Origin of the sequence: Hymenobacter radiodurans (genome assembly GCF_004355185.1) — a bacterium.
Taxonomy (GTDB): Bacteria; Bacteroidota; Bacteroidia; order Cytophagales; family Hymenobacteraceae; genus Hymenobacter; species Hymenobacter radiodurans.
In genome coordinates this window covers 3,965,577-3,983,799 of record NZ_CP037922.1, presented here as the reverse complement: position 1 = coordinate 3,983,799, position 18,223 = coordinate 3,965,577, and the positions used below count along the sequence as shown (strand labels likewise).

The window sequence follows — 18,223 nt, the reverse complement described above, 5'->3', positions numbered from 1 at the left end:
ATTGAATTAAGGCTATATACTATCAATTCTGATATTGGGTTTCCAATCTCCGTAATTGTTGAGCTTAGCTCACAAAATACTTGACTACAGGGTCCAGCCGGCGCCTTCCGGCAATACCAGAAACACGCTGTCGGCCAGATTCTGGGCGCGTAGGGCTTTTCGCAAGTCAGTAACAGGCTCGGTCAACCCATCATCGGCAAGCTGAAAGGTGCCGAAGTGAGTGGCGATACTGAGCCGAGCGCGCAAATCTTGGTGGGCCTGCACTGCTTGGGCGGGCGAGATGTGAATGGGGGCCATAAACCACTCGGGCCGATAAGCGCCAATGGGCAGAATAGCTAACTCAATAGGCCCCAGCCGCTGACCTATTTCTTTGAAAAACGCCCCATAACCCGTGTCGCCGGCATAATAGAGGTTGCCGCGGCTAGTGCCCAAGACCCAACCGGCCCACAAAGTCGCGTCGCGGTCGCGCAGGCCCCGGCCAGAAAAGTGCTGGGCAGGCACGGCAGTGAGCTTTACTGAGGAACTGAGCGGCAAAGCTTGCCACCAATCTAGCTCAGTTACGTTGCCTATTTTCTCCTCATCTAAAAAGGCCTTGATGCCCAACCCAACGAAGATACGCGGCTGGTCGCGGGCGGCCAGGCGGCGCAGGGTACTTACATCGAGGTGGTCGTAGTGGTTGTGGCTGATGACGATGGCATCGATGGGGGCAAATCGTCGAAGCGCAACCCTGGTGGGCGCAGGCGCTTGGGACCAATCCACTGGTAGGGGCTGGTACGCTCACTCCAGATGGGGTCGGTCAGCACATTCAGGCTATCAAACTGTAGCAGAAAAGTGCCATGATTGACGAATGTGACGCGTACCTCACCGCGGCCTACGCGGGTGGGCGGCTTGGGTCCGGGGGGCAAATTGGACTGCTCAGGCCACTCGCCTTTGTCGCGGTTGAGCATCCATTTCAGCAAAGGGCCCATGCCTTCCTGCGCCTTTACGCCGCCAGCGTTTACGAAAGTCTCGCCATTGAAGTGGTCGGAAACGGAGCCCCGGTATTTGGGAGCGGAGATGGAGCAACCTACCACAAGGCCACCCGCGGCCAGCAATACAAGTAGGCCCAGAGCCCAGAATAAGGAGCGACGCAGCATATGGCAGGGAAAAAAGCTCCTCGTTTTACCGGCTAGCTCGTCAAAGGTTTTGGCTTTGCCCAGAGTCCTGATCTTGGCTAGCCGTTCAAATAGCCCGCGGTGCGTAATTTGCCCCCCAACATGGCTGATGTGGTTTCCCTTGGTTTTGTGCGCAGTCGTTTGGCTCCTACGCCCAGTGGGTATTTGCACCTAGGCAACGCGGTCAATTTTGTGCTCACGTGGCTGCTCGTGCGCCGGGCCGGCGGCACGCTGCACCTGCGTATCGACGACCTCGACCGCGCCCGCCTGCGCCCGGCGTATCTGGAAAACATCTTTGAGACCATCCGTTGGCTTGGCCTGGATTATGACACCGGCCCCCGCAATTCAAAGGAATTCGAAGAGCACTATTCGCAACTCCATTATCTGGCTGACTACCAGGCGCTGCTCGATGATCTGCGCACGAAGCCGGGGTTAATTTATGCCTGTACGTGCTCGCGCACCAGTAATTTGCCCCCCGGTTCTCCTTCTGTTGATGAAAGCGGCTGCCGAAGCTGCCATGCTACATTCGCTACGCCTGGCGCCGCCTGGCGCGTGCGCGTACCGGCGGCCACTCCGGTTGCTATCGTCGATGGGTGGCGCGGTCCTTTACAGGTAGATTTGGCGGCTACGATGGGTGACTTTGTCGTGCGTAAAAAAGACGGGCTACCGGCTTATCAGGTGGCTTCTTTAGTCGATGATCAGCGCCTCGGTACTACGCTTATTGTCCGGGGCGAGGACCTATTGCCGAGCACTGCCGCACAGCTTTTTTTAGCTTCACAATTGTCCACTACAGCCCACTTTGCGCACACGCAGTTCATCCATCATGCCCTGCTTTCCGGTACTGGGGGGCAAAAATTATCCAAGTCGCAACAGCAGCCCCTGGACCGCGGAATCTTAGGCGCTAGCCACTCACCGCGAGCGGTCTACGCCGCCGTAGCGGAGTTGCTGGCTCTGCCAGATGCGGCTGGCGAATCGTTAGACACTTTGCAGCAAGCGTTTGCTGAGTTCGAAATAAAGAACAAAAAGTAGCTAAATGCAGACCCATAGATTGGGTTGTAATTTAAACAAGGCGGTCATGTAGAGCGCAGCGAAGCATCTCGCGTGTTTACCAGGATTAGTAATCCAGCGTCAGCACGCGAGATGCTTCGCTGCGCTCTGCATGACCGCCTTAACTATTAGAGGAACTCAGCGAATCTCCTTTTTGAACTGCTCTGCCCAATGGTCAGCTAAGCGTGTTGGCTCAGGTAATTTATAGCCGCGGGTGCAGGCTTTGGCCAGGCGCGTAGCAGTGGCTTGGTCGCAGCGGTGACCGGGGCTGACAAATACGGGCAGCACTTTGTCTTTCGTGCGCAACACTTCGCCAATTACTTCGCCTTTATCGAGCAGCGGCGACAGGCTGCCCGCAATGGGGGCGGGCTCTTCGTAACGACCGGTGAGAAGGCTTTTGGCTACGCCAAAAGCGGGCATATCGAGCAGCACACCAAGGTGGGCAGCAATCCCCATGCGGCGCTTGTGAGCAATGCCGTGGCCATCCACCATTATTACGTCAGGCTTTTGGTGGAGCTTTTTGTAGGCTTCCAACAGGTTCGGCGCTTCGCGAAAGGCCAGAAAGCCGGGCACGTACGGCACCGTTACGGGCCCCACGTTATATACCTTTTCCACCAGCTCCAGCGACGGGTAGCGCAGCAGCACAAACACCGACAGAATGGTTTCGGGGGTCGGAAACGAGGAGTCGCAGCCAGCAATGAACGTGGGCTCGGCGACCAAGGGCTCCAGGCGCACGCGGGTGCGCATTTCCTCCTGCTGTAGGGTCAGGTCGCGGACTACAATGGGGTCGGCGGGCGGGTGGTAGGGTCGGTACATAGGGTGGGAGTGTGGGTTGGGGGGCAAATTTCCCTTGTACGGGTGGCCGCTGGAAAAGCTAACGAAAGCTACTCGGCTTGAATTTTTTGTCTACCATCGAGCTAAATCGTGGGCGCTTGCCTAATCAATTGATGCGTTGATTGGTTAGGCTGTTGTGGCAGGATGTTTCGGTATCAGTGAACAACCTATTGTCGAGCAGTATATTTACAATCCGCTTAGCCGTTTATCCCCTTTTATTTCTGTGAAGTCCTTTTCTGCTCGCTTGTATGCCTCTTATACAGAAGCCGATCTGCTGCAAGCTTTGCGAGCAGATGACGAGGGCGCGTTCGAGGAAATCTATAAGCGTTATTGCTTCCGGCTGTTCACCGTGGCGTATCGGAAACTTAAGCAGCGGGAAGAAGCGGAAGAGCTAGTGCAGGATCTGCTGGCCGACCTTTGGGGCCGTCGCGCCACCATTCAAATTCAGCAGCTCGATCAATACTTGTTTTCGGCAATCCGGTACAGGATTATCAACTATATAAAATCGCAAAAGCTGAAGTCAGGCTACGAGTTTTATTGCCAGCTTCATACTTCGGTCAGCACTGATAACACTGAAAACTCCTTGGCTATCAGTGACCTGAGCGCTGCGCTGATGGCTGGCGTTGAAAACCTGCCCGAAAAATCCCGGCAGATATTTGAGCTCAGCCGCCTAGAGCACTGCACTGTGCCCGAAATTTCGGCGCGGGTAAACCTGTCCGAGAAGTCGGTGGAATACCACCTGACCAAGTCGCTGAAGCTACTGCGGAGCTATCTGCGCGATTTCCTGATGCTTACGCTGTCTTTTATTGCTTTTCTGAAATAAGGTAAAGCACATGATGCCAGCTATATAAAAGCTGGCGGGGGGCAAATTGCTACTGTTTTTATAAAAAATGTCAGGGTGAGTTTAGGGCTACAGGCAAGTTAGTTGACTTGTTAAGTAGAAGCCCGCTAAACCCCCTTTCCCAGTGACTGAAGACGAATTTCAAGCGTTGCTCCAACGCTACCTCGACGACCGCTGCACGCCGGCCGAGAAAGTGTTGGTAGAGCACTGGTACAACCGCCTAGATGAGGCGCAGGGCGGCATGCTGCTAAGCCAGAATCAGGAGGAGGTGGAAGATGCCATTTGGCAGCGCCTCCAGCACACCAGGACCAACACGAATTCCGAAACCCGCGTAGTGCCGCATCCGGCCACTTTTTGGCAAAAGCCGCTGGTACAATGGGCGGCAGCGCTGGTATTGTTTGCGCTCAGCTTAGGCCTCTTGCTGATGTTTACCAAGTCTCAGGTGCGTCAGCCTCAGCAGATGGTTGCAACAGCAGATGGCTGGACTCGTCACCAGAACAATACGCAGCAAGTACAGGAGTTTCAGCTGCCGGATATGAGTCGGATCGAGCTGCATCCGGGTAGCAGTTTGCGGTATTCCACTGCTTTTGCGGGCCCCAAGCGCCAGGTTTATCTCCAAGGTGAAGCTTTCTTCAAAGTCAGCAAAAATCCCGCTCGTCCCTTTCTGGTTTTCACCCGCCAAGTGGTGACTACCGTGCTGGGAACTAGCTTCCGAGTAAAAGCCTACGCCGACAGCAAAGTGGCTTCCGTGGCCGTGCGCGAAGGAAAAGTAGCTGTGCAGGCCCGCAAACCAACTGCTTCCGATACGGCTTCGGCCTTGGCGTCTGCTCCGAGCGTGTTGCTGCTGCCCAATCAGCAGGTGGTGTATTCCGCGTCCAGCCAGCGACTGAAAAAAGAGTTGGTGGATAAGCCAGTTGTGCTGGCGCCCCAGTCATTCGAGTTTGAAGAGCGCCCCGTGACGGAAGTGTTAGAAGCGCTGGAAAAGGCCTACGGGGTTGACATCGTGTACGACAAGGAAATCCTAGCTGGCTGCACCGTCAGCATCACCTTCTACGAGGAACCCTTATTCGAAAAGCTGGGCCTCCTATGTAAGTCGCTGGATGCCTACTACAGCCTATCGGACGCGCAGATTATCCTGCATAGCAAGGGCTGCCAGCAACCGCTGGGGGCTAATTTCTACGGGTAAGCATCAGGTAGACGCATCAAAAGTGCCTGATCAAAAGATAGTTGAATAAAGATTGCCGCTTTCCTTCCCCATTACTTACCACCACTACATTCATTCTATGAAAAAGCTATTACACTTTCTTCCGCCCTTTCGGGCGGCTGCGGTGCACATGCTCCTCCTTTGCTTACTGGCTGGCACCGCCTCGGCGCGCCCGGCATTAGCTCAGGCCGCTCTGGACCGCAAGATTACTTTACAAGTAGAGGCGCAAACGATTACTGAAACACTTCATCAGATTGCCAAGCAGGCTGATATTCGTTTTGTGTACAGTCAGCAACTCCTGAATGCCGGACGCAAAGTAAGTATTCAGGCCCAGGATAAACCTGTATCCGTTATTGTGGACGAAATTCTGGCGCCACTCAAGATTCAATACGAGGTGAATAATAACCGCGTGGTACTGCGGGTTCCTTCTGGGTCACCTACCGCAAACGTTTCAGTATCGGCAGACGTCACTGTTTCTGGTCGGGTAGTGGATGCTAATGGGGGTGGCTTGCCGGGCGTAACCGTCGTGGTGAAGGGCACTACTACTGGTACCGGCACCGCCGCCGATGGCAGCTTTACCTTACAAGCTCCCGAGAACAGCGTGCTGGTATTCAGCTACGTAGGCTACAGTCGCCAAGAAATTCCCGTAACCGGCGCCACCAGCAGCCTGACAGTTACTCTGGCCGAAGACACGCAGGCGCTAAGCGAAGTAGTTGTAATCGGCTACGGTACGGCCCGTAAGAGCGACCTGACTGGCTCCGTGGCCTCGGTGAGCGGAGCCCAACTCACGCAAGTAGCTACCTCTGACCCCGTACAATCGTTGCAAGGCCGCGTGGCGGGTGTGGAAGTAACCTCTAACAGCGGACAGCCGGGCTCCGGCACCCGCATTCGGGTGCGGGGCGTAGGTACCATCAACAACAGCGACCCACTGTACGTGGTGGACGGTATCCAAACAAGTGACATCGGCTTTCTGCTGCCCGCTGATATCGAATCGACCGAGATTTTAAAGGACGCTTCGGCCACGGCCATCTATGGCTCGCGGGGGGCAAATGGCGTGGTAATTATCACTACCAAACACGGTAAGGCAGGCAAGACGCAGTTTAACTTTTCAGGCTACACGGGCTTCCAGCAGATTCGGCGGACTCTGCCCCTTACCACCGCCGCCGAGTATTCCACGCTCGTAACGGAGGCCTTCGCCAACGCCGGGAAGGCACTACCGGATTACGGTCCACAACTGCAGGAGGCCATTGCTACCAATGCTGAAGGCATTGACTACCAGGATCTGGTAACGCAGAAGGGCTTGATTACCAACTACAGCTTGTCGGCCTCGGGCGGCACCGAGCAAAACCGCTACCTGATAAGCGGCAGCTATTTTCAGCAAGACGGCATCATCAAGAATTCGGGCTTCAAAAAGTTCGTGATTCGGGTGAATGACGACATCGTGCTCACTAAGCGCATCAAGGCGGGCGTAGCGGCTACGTTTACCAACAACAACCAAACGGGTGCCGGCGACGGTCAGGGTGGCTCGCAGCCTTATCTGGTGCTGCAATACGCCCTGCAAACGAACCCGGTTCTCAACCCGTTCGGCCCCAACGGGACTTACAACGACGACGTCATCACGCGCAATGCGCTGAACGTGCCACGCTACCTCGACGAGCAGAAGTTCAATAAGGCGCAGAACAATAACTTGTTCAGCAGCAGCTATATTGATATTGAGCTGCTCAAGGGGCTGTCGTTCCGCTCCACGTTTGGCATCAATTACTTCAACAACCACCCCAAAGTATACCAGCCACAGTACTACATCGGACCGGTAGACCAGCGGGCCCAGAGCGCGCTCATCGAAACGCGCAACGAGAATATCTCGTGGGTGTGGTCGAACTACGCCAACTACACCAAAGAATTCGCCGACAATAGCTCCTTCTCGGCTACCCTCGGACAGGAGGCCCAACGGGGCTACGGTAATGGCATCTCCATCACGGCCTTCAATGTGCCGGCCGATGCTTCCCTGCAATACGCTTCGGCCTCGCGTAGTACCGGCAACGTGGTGCGCAGCTCCCAGTACGACGGCGGCTTGCTGTCCTACTTCGGCCGGGCCAACTATAACTTCCGCGACCGGTACCTCGTGACGGGTACGCTGCGCTTCGATCAAACCTCGAAGTTTCTCGGGCCGGTGCGGACGGGTACGTTCCCATCGGTGGGCGCCGCTTGGAACATCTCCAACGAGAACTTCCTGAAAGGTGTCAGCTACGTATCGGTGCTGAAGCTGCGGGCCAGCTACGGCCAAGTGGGCAACCAAAACGCCGCCCCCAACTACGGCTACGCCTCGGTGGCAACCAACAACCAAACTTACTCCTTCAATGGCGTGGCTGCACCGGGATTGGCTATCAGCCAGATCAACAATCCGGACCTGAAGTGGGAAACGGCTGTCACTACCGACGTGGGCATCGATGCCGAACTGTTTAACAATCAGTTGAGCATAACAGCTGACTACTTTGAGCGCCGCACCCGCGACATGATTGCCCTGCTGCCCGTGCCCGACTACGTAGGGCAGGCTCCCGCCAGCGCCAACGTGGGCGCTCTGCGCAACCGCGGCTTGGAGTTGGCTCTGAACTACCGCAACGAGATAGGCAAGTTGCAGTACAACGTAGGGGTTAACTTCACTAAAATAAACAACGAAGTGACCAGCCTGGGCGGCGGCAACCCCATTGCCAGCGGCAACGTGCTGACGCAAATCGGCAACACTACCCTCACCGGCGTGGGCCGCGAAATAGCCTACTTCTACGGCTTACAGGCCGATGGCGTATTTAATAATCAGGCTGAGATTGACGCGTATAGAAACGCCGATGGGGCGCTGGTGCAGCCGGGGGCCCTACCCGGCGACGTGCGCTACCAGGACACCAATGGCGACGGCGTGATTACGGCTGCCGACAACACCTACCTGGGCAGCGGCACCCCCGACTTCAGCTACGGTGGCTCGCTGAACCTGAGCTACTCGGGCTTCGATTTCAAGATATTGCTCTACGGTGTGCAGGGGGCTGAAGCGCTGAACGGTGCGGGCTTTAACCTCAATAAGTCGGCTGACTTTGTGGGCGTGTGGAGCAACTTCTACGCGAGCCGCATGGACCGCTGGACGCCCAGCAACCCCAACAGCAACCAGCCCCGCGTCACCTCGACCGACACCAACGGCAACGACCGTCTGAGCAGCCGCTATGTGGAAGACGCCAGCTACCTGCGCGCCCGCAACATGGAGCTGGGCTACATGCTACCCCAAGCTTTCTTGGATAAAGTGCAGGTGAAAGGTGCCCGGCTATTTGTCTCGGTTGACAACGTGTTTACCATCACCGACTACACCGGCTACGACCCCGAAATTTCAACGTCGGCCTTTTACAACAACCCCCTGGCGTACGGCGTCGACTACGGCAACTATCCTCAGGCCCGCACCTACCGCCTGGGCTTCAACGTGCAGTTCTAATTAGTCATTTCCTACCTCTATGAAATCCACTCGCGCCGCTTTGCTCGGCCTGCTACTGACTACCATCCTGTCTTCTGGCTGCGAGAGCTTCTTGGATAAAGAACCCCTCGGCACCACTACTCAGGATAATCTTTTCAAAGACCCAACCAATGCCGTGCAGGCCATCAATGCCGTGTACGACGTAGCCGCCTGGGACCAGGGCCCCAAATGGGGCGACCCCAGCGGCCAGTACGTGGCCCAGACCTACGAATGGATGTTTGGCGACTTAATGACCGATGATGCTGAAAAAGGGGGCAGCTCGCCCAGCGACTTCCTTTCCTTAATTGAGCTTAAAACCTGGAACATTCCGCCATCCAATCCGCCCGTTACCACCCTGTGGGTGCACAGCTTTACGGGTATTGCGCGGGCTAATACGGTGATTAACAACATCGACGCGGGTACCATCGATGCGGCCTTGAAATCGCGCCTGCGGGGCGAAGCTCTGTTTCTGCGCGCGTATTTCTACTTCAACTTGGTGAAAGGCTTCGGGGGCGTGCCACTGTTCGACAAAACCCCAACCCCGACGGAAGCACCCAACGTAACCCGGGCCACCATCGCCCAGACCTACGCCTTCATTGAAAAGGACTTGAAGGAAGCCGCTTCCTTGCTGCCGGAAAAAAGCGCCTACGCCGCCGCCGACCTGGGCCGTGCTACCAAAGGCGCTGCAAACGGCTACTTGGCCCGCGTCATCATGTACCAGTTGGGCACTGTTAATGGCAACAACCACACCTGGCAGGAAGTGTACGACATCACGAGCGGTGTCATTAGCTCCAACCAGTACAGCCTGTTAGCCAACTACGCGGCTATTCACCAGGAGATTGGCGAGAATAGCAGTGAGTCGCTGTTCGAGATTCAGTTTGCCACCTCCAACGACGGCTACGGCCCCATTTCGGTGGGTACGACCAGCAATATCTTTCAGAACAACCGCCGGACGTTTGGCTACGGGTTCAATAACCCCACGCAGAGCCTGGTGGACGAGTTTGAGCCCAACGACCCCCGCCGCGAAGTCACGATTATCAAGAACAACGATATCGTGCTGGGTATCCTCAACCCCGTCGACCTCACGCAGAATGCTACAGGTTATTTCAACCGCAAGGCGGCCATCATCGCCCCCAATGCCCCCGAGTCGGGCCCCCAGAACATTCGTAAGCTGCGCTACGCCGACATTTTGTTGATGAAAGCCGAAGCCGCTGCCCAACTCAACCGGCCCGCCGAAGCTGTAGCCCTCGTCAATCAGGTGCGGCAGCGGGCGCGCGTTTCTACCCGGCCGCCGGGCACCCGCTTGGGCACCCTCACCTACGACCCCACCAACGCGCCAGCCGGCACCCTGCCCGACCTAGCCGCTGGCCTTTCGGGCCAGGCGTTGCTGAATGCCATCTGGCACGAGCGCCGGGTGGAGTTTGGCGAGGAATCGTTGCGCCTGTGGGACCTGATTCGGACGGGCCGCTACATGAGCAGCCTGCCGCCCGAAGTGCGCGCACGGGCCATGTCGCACGTGGCTACCGAAACCTCCGTGAATCCTTTTCCACTGCTGCCCATTTCCTTGAATGATGCCCAAAGCTGGAAGGTACCGCAAAACCCAGGCTACTAGCCTTTGGCTCGTTACCCAAGAGGATTATCTGAGTAGTAGAGCGAAGTGATTAAAAAAGCCCCCAGAACATTTCTGGGGGCTTTTTTAGGTAAGTTGATTTAGATTCCGGCGCTTGCCCCCTGCACCTCAACTCTGCCCGCCCACCTGCGTTAAGGAAACTCTACGGATGCCTTAGACCCAACCTCCCATGAGCAAAGCCGAACAACCAGCCAGTACGGGCTCCGGACCCTTTTTTGAGCGCTGCTACCAGGTTTCTTTCCAGCACTCCAACTTGTCGGCCGACGAGCTATTTCACACCATCACCTGCGAGATGGAGCAATTCTCGCCCGATTTACTAGCCGATTTTGAGAAAACGAAAGGCCAGGATCATTGCTTAGCTGTGGGCGACGAATTTAAAATTCGCATTCTGGGGCCTTGGAACGGCAGCGTGCGCGTCTCGGAAATGGGCTCGGATTTCTTTGAGCTGGTGACTCTCGAAAACCACCCCGAGGCGGGCCGAATCCGGTTTTCGCTGCGTCAGCACCCGCACTTGCCCGATACCCTGCAATTTGAGATTCATTCCTGGGCGCGCTCCCGCGACGGACTGGTGGCGTTTACCTACGATACACTCGGCATTGGCAAACAGGTGCAGGAGCAGACTTGGCGTACATTCTGTGAGCGGGTGGCCGAGTATTGCGGTGGCTTGCCGTTGGGCCCAGTGGCCGTGGAAACCATAAAGCAGGACGATACCAAAACTGACGTGCGCCATGAGGCCTGAAACCACGACTGCGCCGCCACTTTGGGAAGTACACCGCGCCCGCTTGGCTTCGTTCAATGAGGCCAAATATAACTTTGACCCCGAGCGTGCCCAGGAGTACACCACCGCCACAGGCTGGCACGTCGATGATTACGCCACCGATTTGCCCCCCGAAGCGCCCGGTCCGCCCGCCGAGCACGGCTCCTGGGCTGCTGCGCGCCAAGTGCTGCTCAACTATACCTTCCCGCCGCCCGACCTGATTACCGGCATCTTCGTACCCGACGCGCCCCTGGAAAAGCGCACGCTGCTGCTGCGCGGACAGTTTCTGGGCTTCACTTTCTGGTTTGGAGTGCGCGTGGGGGGCGTTTTTGACGAAACCCGGACTACCGATACTGGTTCGGAGCAGGTGTGGGGCTACAACTACCGGACGCTGGAAGGCCATTTCGAACGTGGAGAAATTAATTTCACCGTGCACAAGCATTTGCAAACCGGCCGGGTTGAGTTTCGTATTCATGCGTACTCGCAGCTAGGTCGCATTCGCAACCCGTTTTATTGGCTGGGCTTTAAACTGTTCGGGCGCATGCTACAGCGGCGCTTTGCGCGGGAGTCTATGCGACGGATGCGTGAACAAGTGGAAGAAAAACTGGCTACAGCGCAGCTCGCTAACTAGCTATCCACAATTTGTTTATAACCTGTTGATAACTAAGGCAAAAGCCCGTTTAAACCAAAGTGGGCAGTTGAGTTGCTAAACTTCCCGCCCCGCAGTGAGTTATTGAATTTCGCTCTTTTTAGAACTCTCCAAAACCAAGACCATGACCCAAGTAAAAGGCTACGCGGCCGAGACGGCCAACGCGCCCCTGACTCCCTTCAACTTTGAGCGCCGCGAAGTAGGCCCGCACGATGTGCAAATAGAGATTTTGTTCTGTGGCGTATGTCACTCCGACGTGCACCAGGTTCGCGACGAGTGGGGCGGCTCCATCTTCCCAATGGTACCCGGTCACGAAATTGTGGGTCGCGTAACGCAAGTCGGCGACCATGTCAAAAAGTTTAAAACCGGCGACCTAGCTGGCGTCGGCTGTATGGTTGACTCCTGCCGTACATGTTCAAGCTGTGAGCAGCAGTTGGAGCAATACTGCGAAGTTGGCTTCGTAGGCACTTACAACGGCCGCGAGTACAAAACCCAGGAGCCAACATATGGCGGCTATTCCAACCAAGTAGTGGTTGATGAAAACTTCGTGCTGCGTGTATCGGATAAGCTTGATTTAGCGCGCGTAGCGCCGCTGTTGTGCGCTGGTATCACTACGTACTCGCCGCTGCGCCAGTGGAACGTGAAGCAAGGCGACCGGGTAGGCGTAATGGGCCTCGGTGGCCTGGGCCACATGGCCGTGAAGCTGGCCGCCGCGATGGGCGCCGAAGTAACGGTACTCAGCACTTCGCCTAACAAGGAAGCGGATGCGAAGGCTCTGGGCGCTCACAAATTCGTGGTGACTAAGGACAAGGAAGCTATGAAAGAAGTCCAGAACTACTTCGACATCATCATCAACACCGTTTCCGCGCCCCTCGACCTGAATCTCTACCTGGCTACGCTACGCCTCGATGGTACTATGGTACTGCTCGGCGTGCCGCCAGAAGCGCCCCAGGTTCATGCCTTTAACCTCATCAGCAAGCGTCGCCGCCTGGCTGGCTCGCTCATCGGGGGCATTCAGGAAACCCAAGAAATGCTTGACTTCTGCGCCGAGCACAACATTATGTCGGACGTGGAAATCATTCCCATCGATCAGATTAACGAAGCCTACGACCGCATGGTAAAAAGCGACGTGAAGTATCGTTTCGTAATTGATATGGTTACGCTGTAAAATTGCAGCTTCAGTGAAGAAAAAGGGTCGTCAGCAATGACGACCCTTTTTCTTTGGCTAGTAGGAAAGCGACAGGTTGAGGTTACTGCATTTCGTTTCGCAGTTGTGGTAGCCGGTTTGTAATGCGCTGCTCATCTAAGCGATTCATCACCTGCATCTCTCACTCAACCCATTTAAAACGTCATGATTTATGCTTTTCCCATCTTCACAGAAGAATGCAGCCAGTCGCCGAAACAGCGAAAGCGGGCTAACCGCTTCGCATTGTTGCTCTTTATGCTCACAGCTTTCGCAGGATTGGCAGTCAAGTACTGGTCTTAGCCAACGGTTACTGAATGGCAAAACAGGTTCTTTTCGCTCGGCTAATACCTCTTTGTAAGTTGTAAAACGAACGAATATTAACTGAAAAAGGCCTCCTAGCAGCATAGCTAGGAGGCCTTTTGCGTTTTTAGATAAGGGCAAATAGTCTTTACTCTCGAAATAGCTTTTTATCAGCGTAAAAAGTGCCGAATGGAACAAGGGAAGCCAGAAAAGCCAACACAGCCTTTTTGAAAGACCAGTCCAATTCGATGGTCGCCATAATTACCAGCAGCACATACAGCACGAACAGCAACCCGTGGGCCATGCCCACCATGCGCACGGCTTCAGGCCAGCCAGCTATGTACTTTAGCGGCATCGCAATGCCGAGTAAAACGAGAAACGAAAGCCCCTCCAAAAAGCCAACGATGCGCAGGCGACCAAGGGTAGAAGAAAGTAAAGCGAGCATAGAAAATGATGTGTCTGGGGGGCAAAAATAAAGGAGGAAGGCCAACTAAATGACAGTGCAGCAAGCTCAGCTCAGCTGCAAAAATTACAGGGTAGCCACTTCCAAAGCAGGCGTTTGCGGTTGGGTTCTTCCTGGATAAGCTAGCAATGCTTTTTCCAGACAGGTCAATGCGGCATTCAGCGTATCGAGGTTGAGCACGTAAGCAAGGCGTACTTCGTCACGGCCGCGGCCTGGGGTGGCATAAAAGCCTGCGGCGGGCGTAATCATCACCGTTTGATTTTCATACGAAAATGACTCCAGCAGCCATTGCCCAAAAACCTGGCAGTCGTCGATGGGCAAACGAGCCATGACGTAAAATGCTCCTCCTGGCATGGGGCACTCTACGCCGGGCATAGCTAGCAAGCGGCTCACCATGAAGTCGCGTCGGGCCAGATACTCCGTTTTGGTAGCATCGAAGTAGGTGGGGGGCAAATCGGTGGCAGCTTCGCCGAGTAGTTGCGCCAAGCCGGGCGGACTTATCCGCATCTGCGCAAACTTCAAGGCAACAGCATACAGGGCCTTGTTTTTGGTAACGAAAGCTCCCAAACGAGCTCCGCAAGCACTGTAGCGCTTCGAAATAGTATCTAGCAAGACCACATGCTCGTCTACGCCATCCAGGTGCAAGGCACTCACGTAGGGCGAATCGTAACAGAACTCGCGGTAGGCTTCGTCGGAAAACAAGTATAGGTGGTGGCGCAGGCAAATGTCGCGCAGCTGTTCCAACTCCTCGCGCCGATATACATGGCCCGTTGGATTGTTCGGGTTGCAAATTAGAATTGCCTTGGTGCGCGGGGTGATTACCCGTTCGAATTCATCAATCGGTGGCAGCGCAAAACCATTCTCGATGTGCGCCAATACGGGCACGATATTCACCCCGGCGGCAACGGTAAAGGCCGTGTAAGCGCCATAGAAAGGCTCCGACATAATAATCTCGTCGCCCGGGTTCAGGCAGCTCAGCATGGCAAACAGAATAGCCTCCGAGCCACCCGCCGTCACCAGAATTTCGTCGGCCGTCACGTGGATGCCGGCGCGCTGGTAATAGGCGGCCAGCTTCTGGCGGTAGCTCTCGTGGCCGGCACTGGCGCTGTACTCCAGCACCCGGATATTGGCTTTCTGTACTGCCTCGAGCACTGCGGGAGGCGTCTCTATATCAGGCTGCCCGATATTTAAGTGATGCACCTGAAGGCCGCGTTTGCGGGCCGCTTCGGCGTGGGGCAACAACTTCCTAAAAGGCGACACGGGCATAGCGTGGCCTCGCTTCGATACTTCCAACATACCCAAAGATACGGCCGTAAGTAGAATTGCCCCAGTATCTTGCCTAACTTCCTATCTATTACCTGTCACTTCAGATCAACTAAAATGCCCCCACCGATACCCGGGAAGTGTGGCTGCGCGGTCCGCTGCCCGATGTGCCGCCTCTGCTCCAGCCCGTCGCCCATGCCCTGCTCCAAGCCCGCGAAGAGGTAACCAAGCTGCTGCACGGCTTCCCCGAAACACTACTTTGGGAGAAGCCGGCGGGTGTGGCTTCGGTCGGTTTTCACCTCCAGCACCTCACCGGCGTGCTCGACCGCATTTTCACATACGCCAGAGGCCAGCAACTCACACCTGAGCAATTGGAGATGCTGGCTTTGGAAGGAAAATGCCCCCAGAGGGCTGTTTAGTAGCCGAGCTAGTAGATGTTTTCCAGAATCAGGTAGAGCAAGCGCTTGCTCAGCTCCGCATCACCGACGAAGCCACCCTAACGGAGCCGCGGGGCGTCGGGCGGGCCATGCTGCCATCTACGGTGTTGGGTTTGCTCGTGCACGCTGCCGAGCACACCATGCGCCACGTGGGGCAGCTTTCCGTGACAGCTCGGGTGCTAAAGCATGCCGCTGAGGCATACTAAATAAACTGGCCGCCGCTGCCAAGGAGCAACGACGGCCGAGTTTGCCTTGTACGCGAGCGTTTACTTCTTATTCGTGGCCCGAATTGCTTTCACTTCAGCCGCGGATATAGCAGTGGCTTTGTTGCCGAAGCTATTGCGTACATACGTCAGTAAATCAGCAATCTGCTTGTCGGTGAGAGCGTCGAAGGCAGGCATTATGTTGGCGTATGATTCGCCGTCGATGTCCTCGCCTTCCATACCGTTGAGTACCACTTTCACCAATCGGGCTTTATCGCCAAGTACCCAAGTTGTTTGGTTTAGAGGAGGGTTCATCCGGTCTACGCCGCCGCCATCGGCCAGATGGCAGGTCAGGCAGTTCTGCACATACACCGCTTTGCCTGCCGCAAGCGTAGTGGCAGACACAGCGGCTGGTTTGGCAGCGGTAGTGGAGGCGCTTTTAGTGGTTGATTTAGTTTTGGGGGGCGTTTTTTGTTGAGCAAAGGCCGAATGGCTACCCCAGGTCAGCGCGCACACAACGAGCAATATCTGCTTCATCAAAGAGCTTATCTTTTAGCGTAAACAATCATTGTAATTTCTGCTCTTATGTCAAAAACTCAATTTTGAGTCTGTAGTAACAATGCTTAAAGGAAAGAAAGTGCTCAAACAATCAATTTTCAGCGCTGTCTGCCTTTCGCTTACCTCATGAAAAAACCTTCTGGTTTGCGCTCGTCTTACTCCTCATTCGGCTAGAATGTTATGACTTCGCTGCGGCTTTTAGATAAGCCTCCCAAGACCTCGCCCGCAGCGGCGGTAAAGGCCCCAGGATTCGCCTTACCCCCGGTCGCTTCTGCCGAAGAAGAGAGGGAGCCACGGCGGCACAACTACGAATAATTAATGCTTAAACGGTGGTGCCGGCGTTGCTCGGGTCTTGGACGATGGTTAGGGTAGCTAGCAGCAGCGGGCACCCCTCTGGTCAGGATCAGACAATGGTATCTAGATGGCGTCCAGCCCCGGCAAGTTGAGCAGACCAGCGGCTTGCCGCGCCACGGTTTTAACACTGGCCACATCCGGGCCGGTGATGGTCAGGTGGCCCATCTTGCGACCTGCGCGCGCTTGCGCTTTGCCATACAGATGCAGGTGGGTTCCCGGCAGGCTCAGCACAGAGCGCCAGTCCGGCTCCTGTGGTTGACCGCTGGCGTCAAACCACACCTCGCCTAGCAAGTTCAGCATGATGGCCGGGGAATGCTGGCGCGGCTGCGGCAAGGGCAAGCCCGCCATGGCATGAACCTGCAAGTCAAACTGCGACGCCTCACAGGCATCCAGGGTATAGTGGCCGCTGTTGTGCGGGCGCGGAGCCATCTCATTAACTACCAGACAGCCGTGCTCACTGCCGTCTTCCACCACAAAAAACTCGACGCACAGCACTCCGACATAGCCCAGATGATGCGCGATGGACACGGCCGCGTCGCGCGCCTTAGTTGTCAGGGCGGGGGGCAAATTTCCTTCGTAGGCGTGGGTCACGGCCAAAATACCATCGACGTGCACGTTGCGCTGCGGGGCGAAGCTGACGACTTGCCCATCCCAACCGCGCGCCACCAGCACCGAACACTCGGCGGTGAGGGGCAGCATCTTTTCCAGCACGCAGGCCACGCCGCCCAGCTCCGCCCAGGCAGCAGCCAGTTCAGCGGCGGACTTGACGCGGACCTGACCCTTGCCATCGTAGCCCATGCGCGCGGTTTTCAGAATGCCGGGCAACAAATCCGCCCGCTCGTCCAGCACGGCCTGCAGCTGAACCGCCGTTTCAATCACCGCATAGGGCGCGCAGCTCACTCCCGATAGGTCGGCGCAGGCCGTGAAGTGAGCTTTTTCCTCGATGCGGTTTTGGGCAATACCCACCACGGCCGCGCTCGGCGCCACGGGTCGGGTCAGGGCCAGCGTTTGCAGGGTCTGAGCCGGCACGTTTTCAAACTCGGTGGTGATGGCCTGGCACAGGTGGGCGAGTTGCGCCAGCCCGGTCGGGTCGTCGTAGCCGGTCCGGATGTGGTGGTGACTCACCAGCCCGGCTGGGCTTTGCGCGTCGGGCTCCAGCACGGCGGTGAAGTACCCCAGGCGCTGGGCGGCGTGCACAAACATCCGACCCAGCTGGCCGCCCCCCAGCACCCCCAGGGTGGCCCGCTGGCCCGCGGCGTCTACACTGCCTGGGTAAATCGGGGTCATGGCTACAACGTGAGTATCGGCGCTCATAGCGGCAAGGTCATGGCGCGAGCGGCTTCGGTTTGTTCGGCGCGAAACGCTAGCAGCTTGGTCGCCAGGTCCGGATCGTGCAGAGCCAGCAGGCTAACGGCGAACAGCGCGGCATTGGCCGCCCCGGCATTGCCAATGGCAAAAGTGGCTACTGGTATTCCCTTGGGCATTTGCACGATGCTGTGCAGCGAATCCACCCCCTGCAAATGGCGGCTGGCCACCGGTACCCCTAGTACGGGCACTATTGTCTTGGCAGCCAGCATGCCCGGCAGGTGGGCCGCCCCTCCCGCGCCGGCAATGATGGCCTGCAAGCCGCGCGGACCGGCTTGTTCGGCGTAGGCAAACAAGTCGTCGGGCATGCGGTGGGCCGACACCACGCGCGCTTCATGGGCCACGCCAAACTGGGCGAGAATCTGCACGGCATGCTGCATGGTATCCCAGTCGCTGCTGGAGCCCATGACAACGCCGATTAGTGGTTTAGGTGAAGCGGGGGTATCGGAGGTGGAATGATTGCTCATTAAAAAAATAGTTGTGTCATA

16 protein-coding genes and 1 pseudogene are annotated in these 18,223 nt (G+C 56.4%); 9 read left to right on the top strand and 8 right to left on the bottom strand.

Going from position 1 to position 18,223, the window contains the following annotated elements:
* Positions 1 to 84 precede the first annotated feature (84 nt).
* On the bottom strand, positions 85 to 759 hold the full coding sequence (locus EPD59_RS23850) for an MBL fold metallo-hydrolase (RefSeq protein WP_317128394.1): 675 nt from the start codon (positions 757 to 759) through the stop codon (positions 85 to 87).
* Entirely contained in the window at positions 654 to 1,136 is a 483-nt protein-coding gene (locus EPD59_RS23845; RefSeq protein WP_317128393.1) for an MBL fold metallo-hydrolase, read from the bottom strand. The genes EPD59_RS23850 and EPD59_RS23845 overlap by 106 nt, the downstream gene beginning before the upstream one ends.
* A gap of 99 nt (positions 1,137 to 1,235) precedes the next feature.
* On the opposite strand from EPD59_RS23845, the gene EPD59_RS18085 reads away from it, so the two are divergent.
* Positions 1,236 to 2,183 carry a glutamate--tRNA ligase family protein gene (locus tag EPD59_RS18085; RefSeq protein ID WP_133274014.1) on the top strand — a complete coding sequence of 316 codons (948 nt, stop codon included), beginning with the start codon at positions 1,236 to 1,238 and terminating at the stop codon, positions 2,181 to 2,183.
* Between the two features lie 156 nt (positions 2,184 to 2,339).
* Here the strand turns inward: EPD59_RS18085 and nfi are convergent, their stop codons facing one another.
* Positions 2,340 to 3,017 (bottom strand): deoxyribonuclease V, encoded by a 678-nt coding sequence (gene nfi, locus EPD59_RS18080; RefSeq protein WP_133274013.1) that lies wholly within the window; start codon positions 3,015 to 3,017, stop codon positions 2,340 to 2,342.
* A 241-nt stretch (positions 3,018 to 3,258) separates the two neighbouring features.
* On the opposite strand from nfi, the gene EPD59_RS18075 reads away from it, so the two are divergent.
* The 7 genes from EPD59_RS18075 (at position 3,259) to EPD59_RS18045 (ending at position 12,774) form a co-directional block, all read left to right on the top strand.
* Complete coding sequence (locus EPD59_RS18075; RefSeq protein WP_165963654.1) at positions 3,259 to 3,858, top strand: RNA polymerase sigma-70 factor; 600 nt, start codon at positions 3,259 to 3,261, stop codon at positions 3,856 to 3,858.
* Between the two features lie 142 nt (positions 3,859 to 4,000).
* Entirely contained in the window at positions 4,001 to 5,062 is a 1,062-nt protein-coding gene (locus EPD59_RS18070; RefSeq protein WP_133274011.1) for a FecR family protein, read from the top strand.
* A gap of 97 nt (positions 5,063 to 5,159) precedes the next feature.
* Positions 5,160 to 8,552, top strand: coding sequence for a TonB-dependent receptor (locus EPD59_RS18065; protein WP_133274010.1), 3,393 nt, complete (start codon positions 5,160 to 5,162; stop codon positions 8,550 to 8,552).
* A 19-nt stretch (positions 8,553 to 8,571) separates the two neighbouring features.
* A complete protein-coding gene (locus EPD59_RS18060) occupies positions 8,572 to 10,182 on the top strand; it encodes a RagB/SusD family nutrient uptake outer membrane protein (protein WP_133274009.1) in 1,611 nt (536 codons plus the stop codon).
* A 187-nt stretch (positions 10,183 to 10,369) separates the two neighbouring features.
* Positions 10,370 to 10,939, top strand: a complete 570-nt coding sequence (locus EPD59_RS18055) for a DUF1990 family protein (RefSeq protein ID WP_133274008.1) — start codon at positions 10,370 to 10,372, stop codon at positions 10,937 to 10,939.
* The gene (locus EPD59_RS18050; RefSeq protein WP_133274007.1) at positions 10,929 to 11,588 is read left to right on the top strand and encodes a DUF1990 domain-containing protein; all 660 of its coding nucleotides are present in this window, start codon (positions 10,929 to 10,931) and stop codon (positions 11,586 to 11,588) included. The genes EPD59_RS18055 and EPD59_RS18050 overlap by 11 nt, the downstream gene beginning before the upstream one ends.
* Before the next feature lie 142 nt (positions 11,589 to 11,730).
* The gene (locus EPD59_RS18045) at positions 11,731 to 12,774 is read left to right on the top strand and encodes an NAD(P)-dependent alcohol dehydrogenase (RefSeq protein WP_133274006.1); all 1,044 of its coding nucleotides are present in this window, start codon (positions 11,731 to 11,733) and stop codon (positions 12,772 to 12,774) included.
* 466 nt (positions 12,775 to 13,240) lie between these two features.
* On the opposite strand, the gene EPD59_RS18040 is transcribed toward EPD59_RS18045, so the two are convergent.
* Entirely contained in the window at positions 13,241 to 13,537 is a 297-nt protein-coding gene (locus tag EPD59_RS18040; RefSeq protein ID WP_133274005.1) for a DUF3817 domain-containing protein, read from the bottom strand.
* Between the two features lie 84 nt (positions 13,538 to 13,621).
* A complete protein-coding gene (locus EPD59_RS18035) occupies positions 13,622 to 14,851 on the bottom strand; it encodes a pyridoxal phosphate-dependent aminotransferase (RefSeq protein ID WP_133274004.1) in 1,230 nt (409 codons plus the stop codon).
* A gap of 107 nt (positions 14,852 to 14,958) precedes the next feature.
* On the opposite strand from EPD59_RS18035, the pseudogene EPD59_RS18030 reads away from it, so the two are divergent.
* Positions 14,959 to 15,461 (top strand): annotated as a pseudogene (locus EPD59_RS18030) (DinB family protein).
* A 60-nt stretch (positions 15,462 to 15,521) separates the two neighbouring features.
* Here the strand turns inward: EPD59_RS18030 and EPD59_RS18025 are convergent.
* The 3 genes from EPD59_RS18025 to purE all read right to left on the bottom strand — a co-directional run bounded on the left by EPD59_RS18025 (position 15,522) and on the right by purE (position 18,202).
* Positions 15,522 to 15,995, bottom strand: coding sequence for a c-type cytochrome (locus tag EPD59_RS18025; protein WP_133274003.1), 474 nt, complete (start codon positions 15,993 to 15,995; stop codon positions 15,522 to 15,524).
* 438 nt (positions 15,996 to 16,433) lie between these two features.
* Positions 16,434 to 17,684, bottom strand: coding sequence for a 5-(carboxyamino)imidazole ribonucleotide synthase (locus EPD59_RS18020; RefSeq protein WP_205703441.1), 1,251 nt, complete (start codon positions 17,682 to 17,684; stop codon positions 16,434 to 16,436).
* Positions 17,681 to 18,202: a 5-(carboxyamino)imidazole ribonucleotide mutase gene (gene purE, locus EPD59_RS18015; RefSeq protein WP_133274002.1), complete on the bottom strand. Its 522-nt coding sequence runs from the start codon at positions 18,200 to 18,202 to the stop codon at positions 17,681 to 17,683. The genes EPD59_RS18020 and purE overlap by 4 nt, the downstream gene beginning before the upstream one ends.
* Between the last annotated feature and the right edge of the window lie 21 nt (positions 18,203 to 18,223).

Excerpts from the sequence above, each read along its gene's own strand:
- EPD59_RS23845 (WP_317128393.1), bottom strand. The coding sequence starts at position 1,136 with ATGCTGCGTCGCTCCTTATTCTGGGCTCTGGGCCTACTTGTATTGCTG.
- EPD59_RS18020 (WP_205703441.1), bottom strand. The coding sequence starts at position 17,684 with ATGAGCGCCGATACTCACGTTGTAGCCATGACCCCGATTTACCCAGGC.
- EPD59_RS18065 (WP_133274010.1), top strand. The coding sequence starts at position 5,160 with ATGAAAAAGCTATTACACTTTCTTCCGCCCTTTCGGGCGGCTGCGGTG.
- EPD59_RS18025 (WP_133274003.1), bottom strand. The coding sequence starts at position 15,995 with ATGAAGCAGATATTGCTCGTTGTGTGCGCGCTGACCTGGGGTAGCCAT.
- nfi (WP_133274013.1), bottom strand. The coding sequence starts at position 3,017 with ATGTACCGACCCTACCACCCGCCCGCCGACCCCATTGTAGTCCGCGAC.
- EPD59_RS18035 (WP_133274004.1), bottom strand. The coding sequence starts at position 14,851 with ATGTTGGAAGTATCGAAGCGAGGCCACGCTATGCCCGTGTCGCCTTTT.
- EPD59_RS18045 (WP_133274006.1), top strand. The coding sequence starts at position 11,731 with ATGACCCAAGTAAAAGGCTACGCGGCCGAGACGGCCAACGCGCCCCTG.
- EPD59_RS18055 (WP_133274008.1), top strand. The coding sequence starts at position 10,370 with ATGAGCAAAGCCGAACAACCAGCCAGTACGGGCTCCGGACCCTTTTTT.
- purE (WP_133274002.1), bottom strand. The coding sequence starts at position 18,202 with ATGAGCAATCATTCCACCTCCGATACCCCCGCTTCACCTAAACCACTA.
- EPD59_RS18050 (WP_133274007.1), top strand. The coding sequence starts at position 10,929 with ATGAGGCCTGAAACCACGACTGCGCCGCCACTTTGGGAAGTACACCGC.
- EPD59_RS18060 (WP_133274009.1), top strand. The coding sequence starts at position 8,572 with ATGAAATCCACTCGCGCCGCTTTGCTCGGCCTGCTACTGACTACCATC.
- EPD59_RS18040 (WP_133274005.1), bottom strand. The coding sequence starts at position 13,537 with ATGCTCGCTTTACTTTCTTCTACCCTTGGTCGCCTGCGCATCGTTGGC.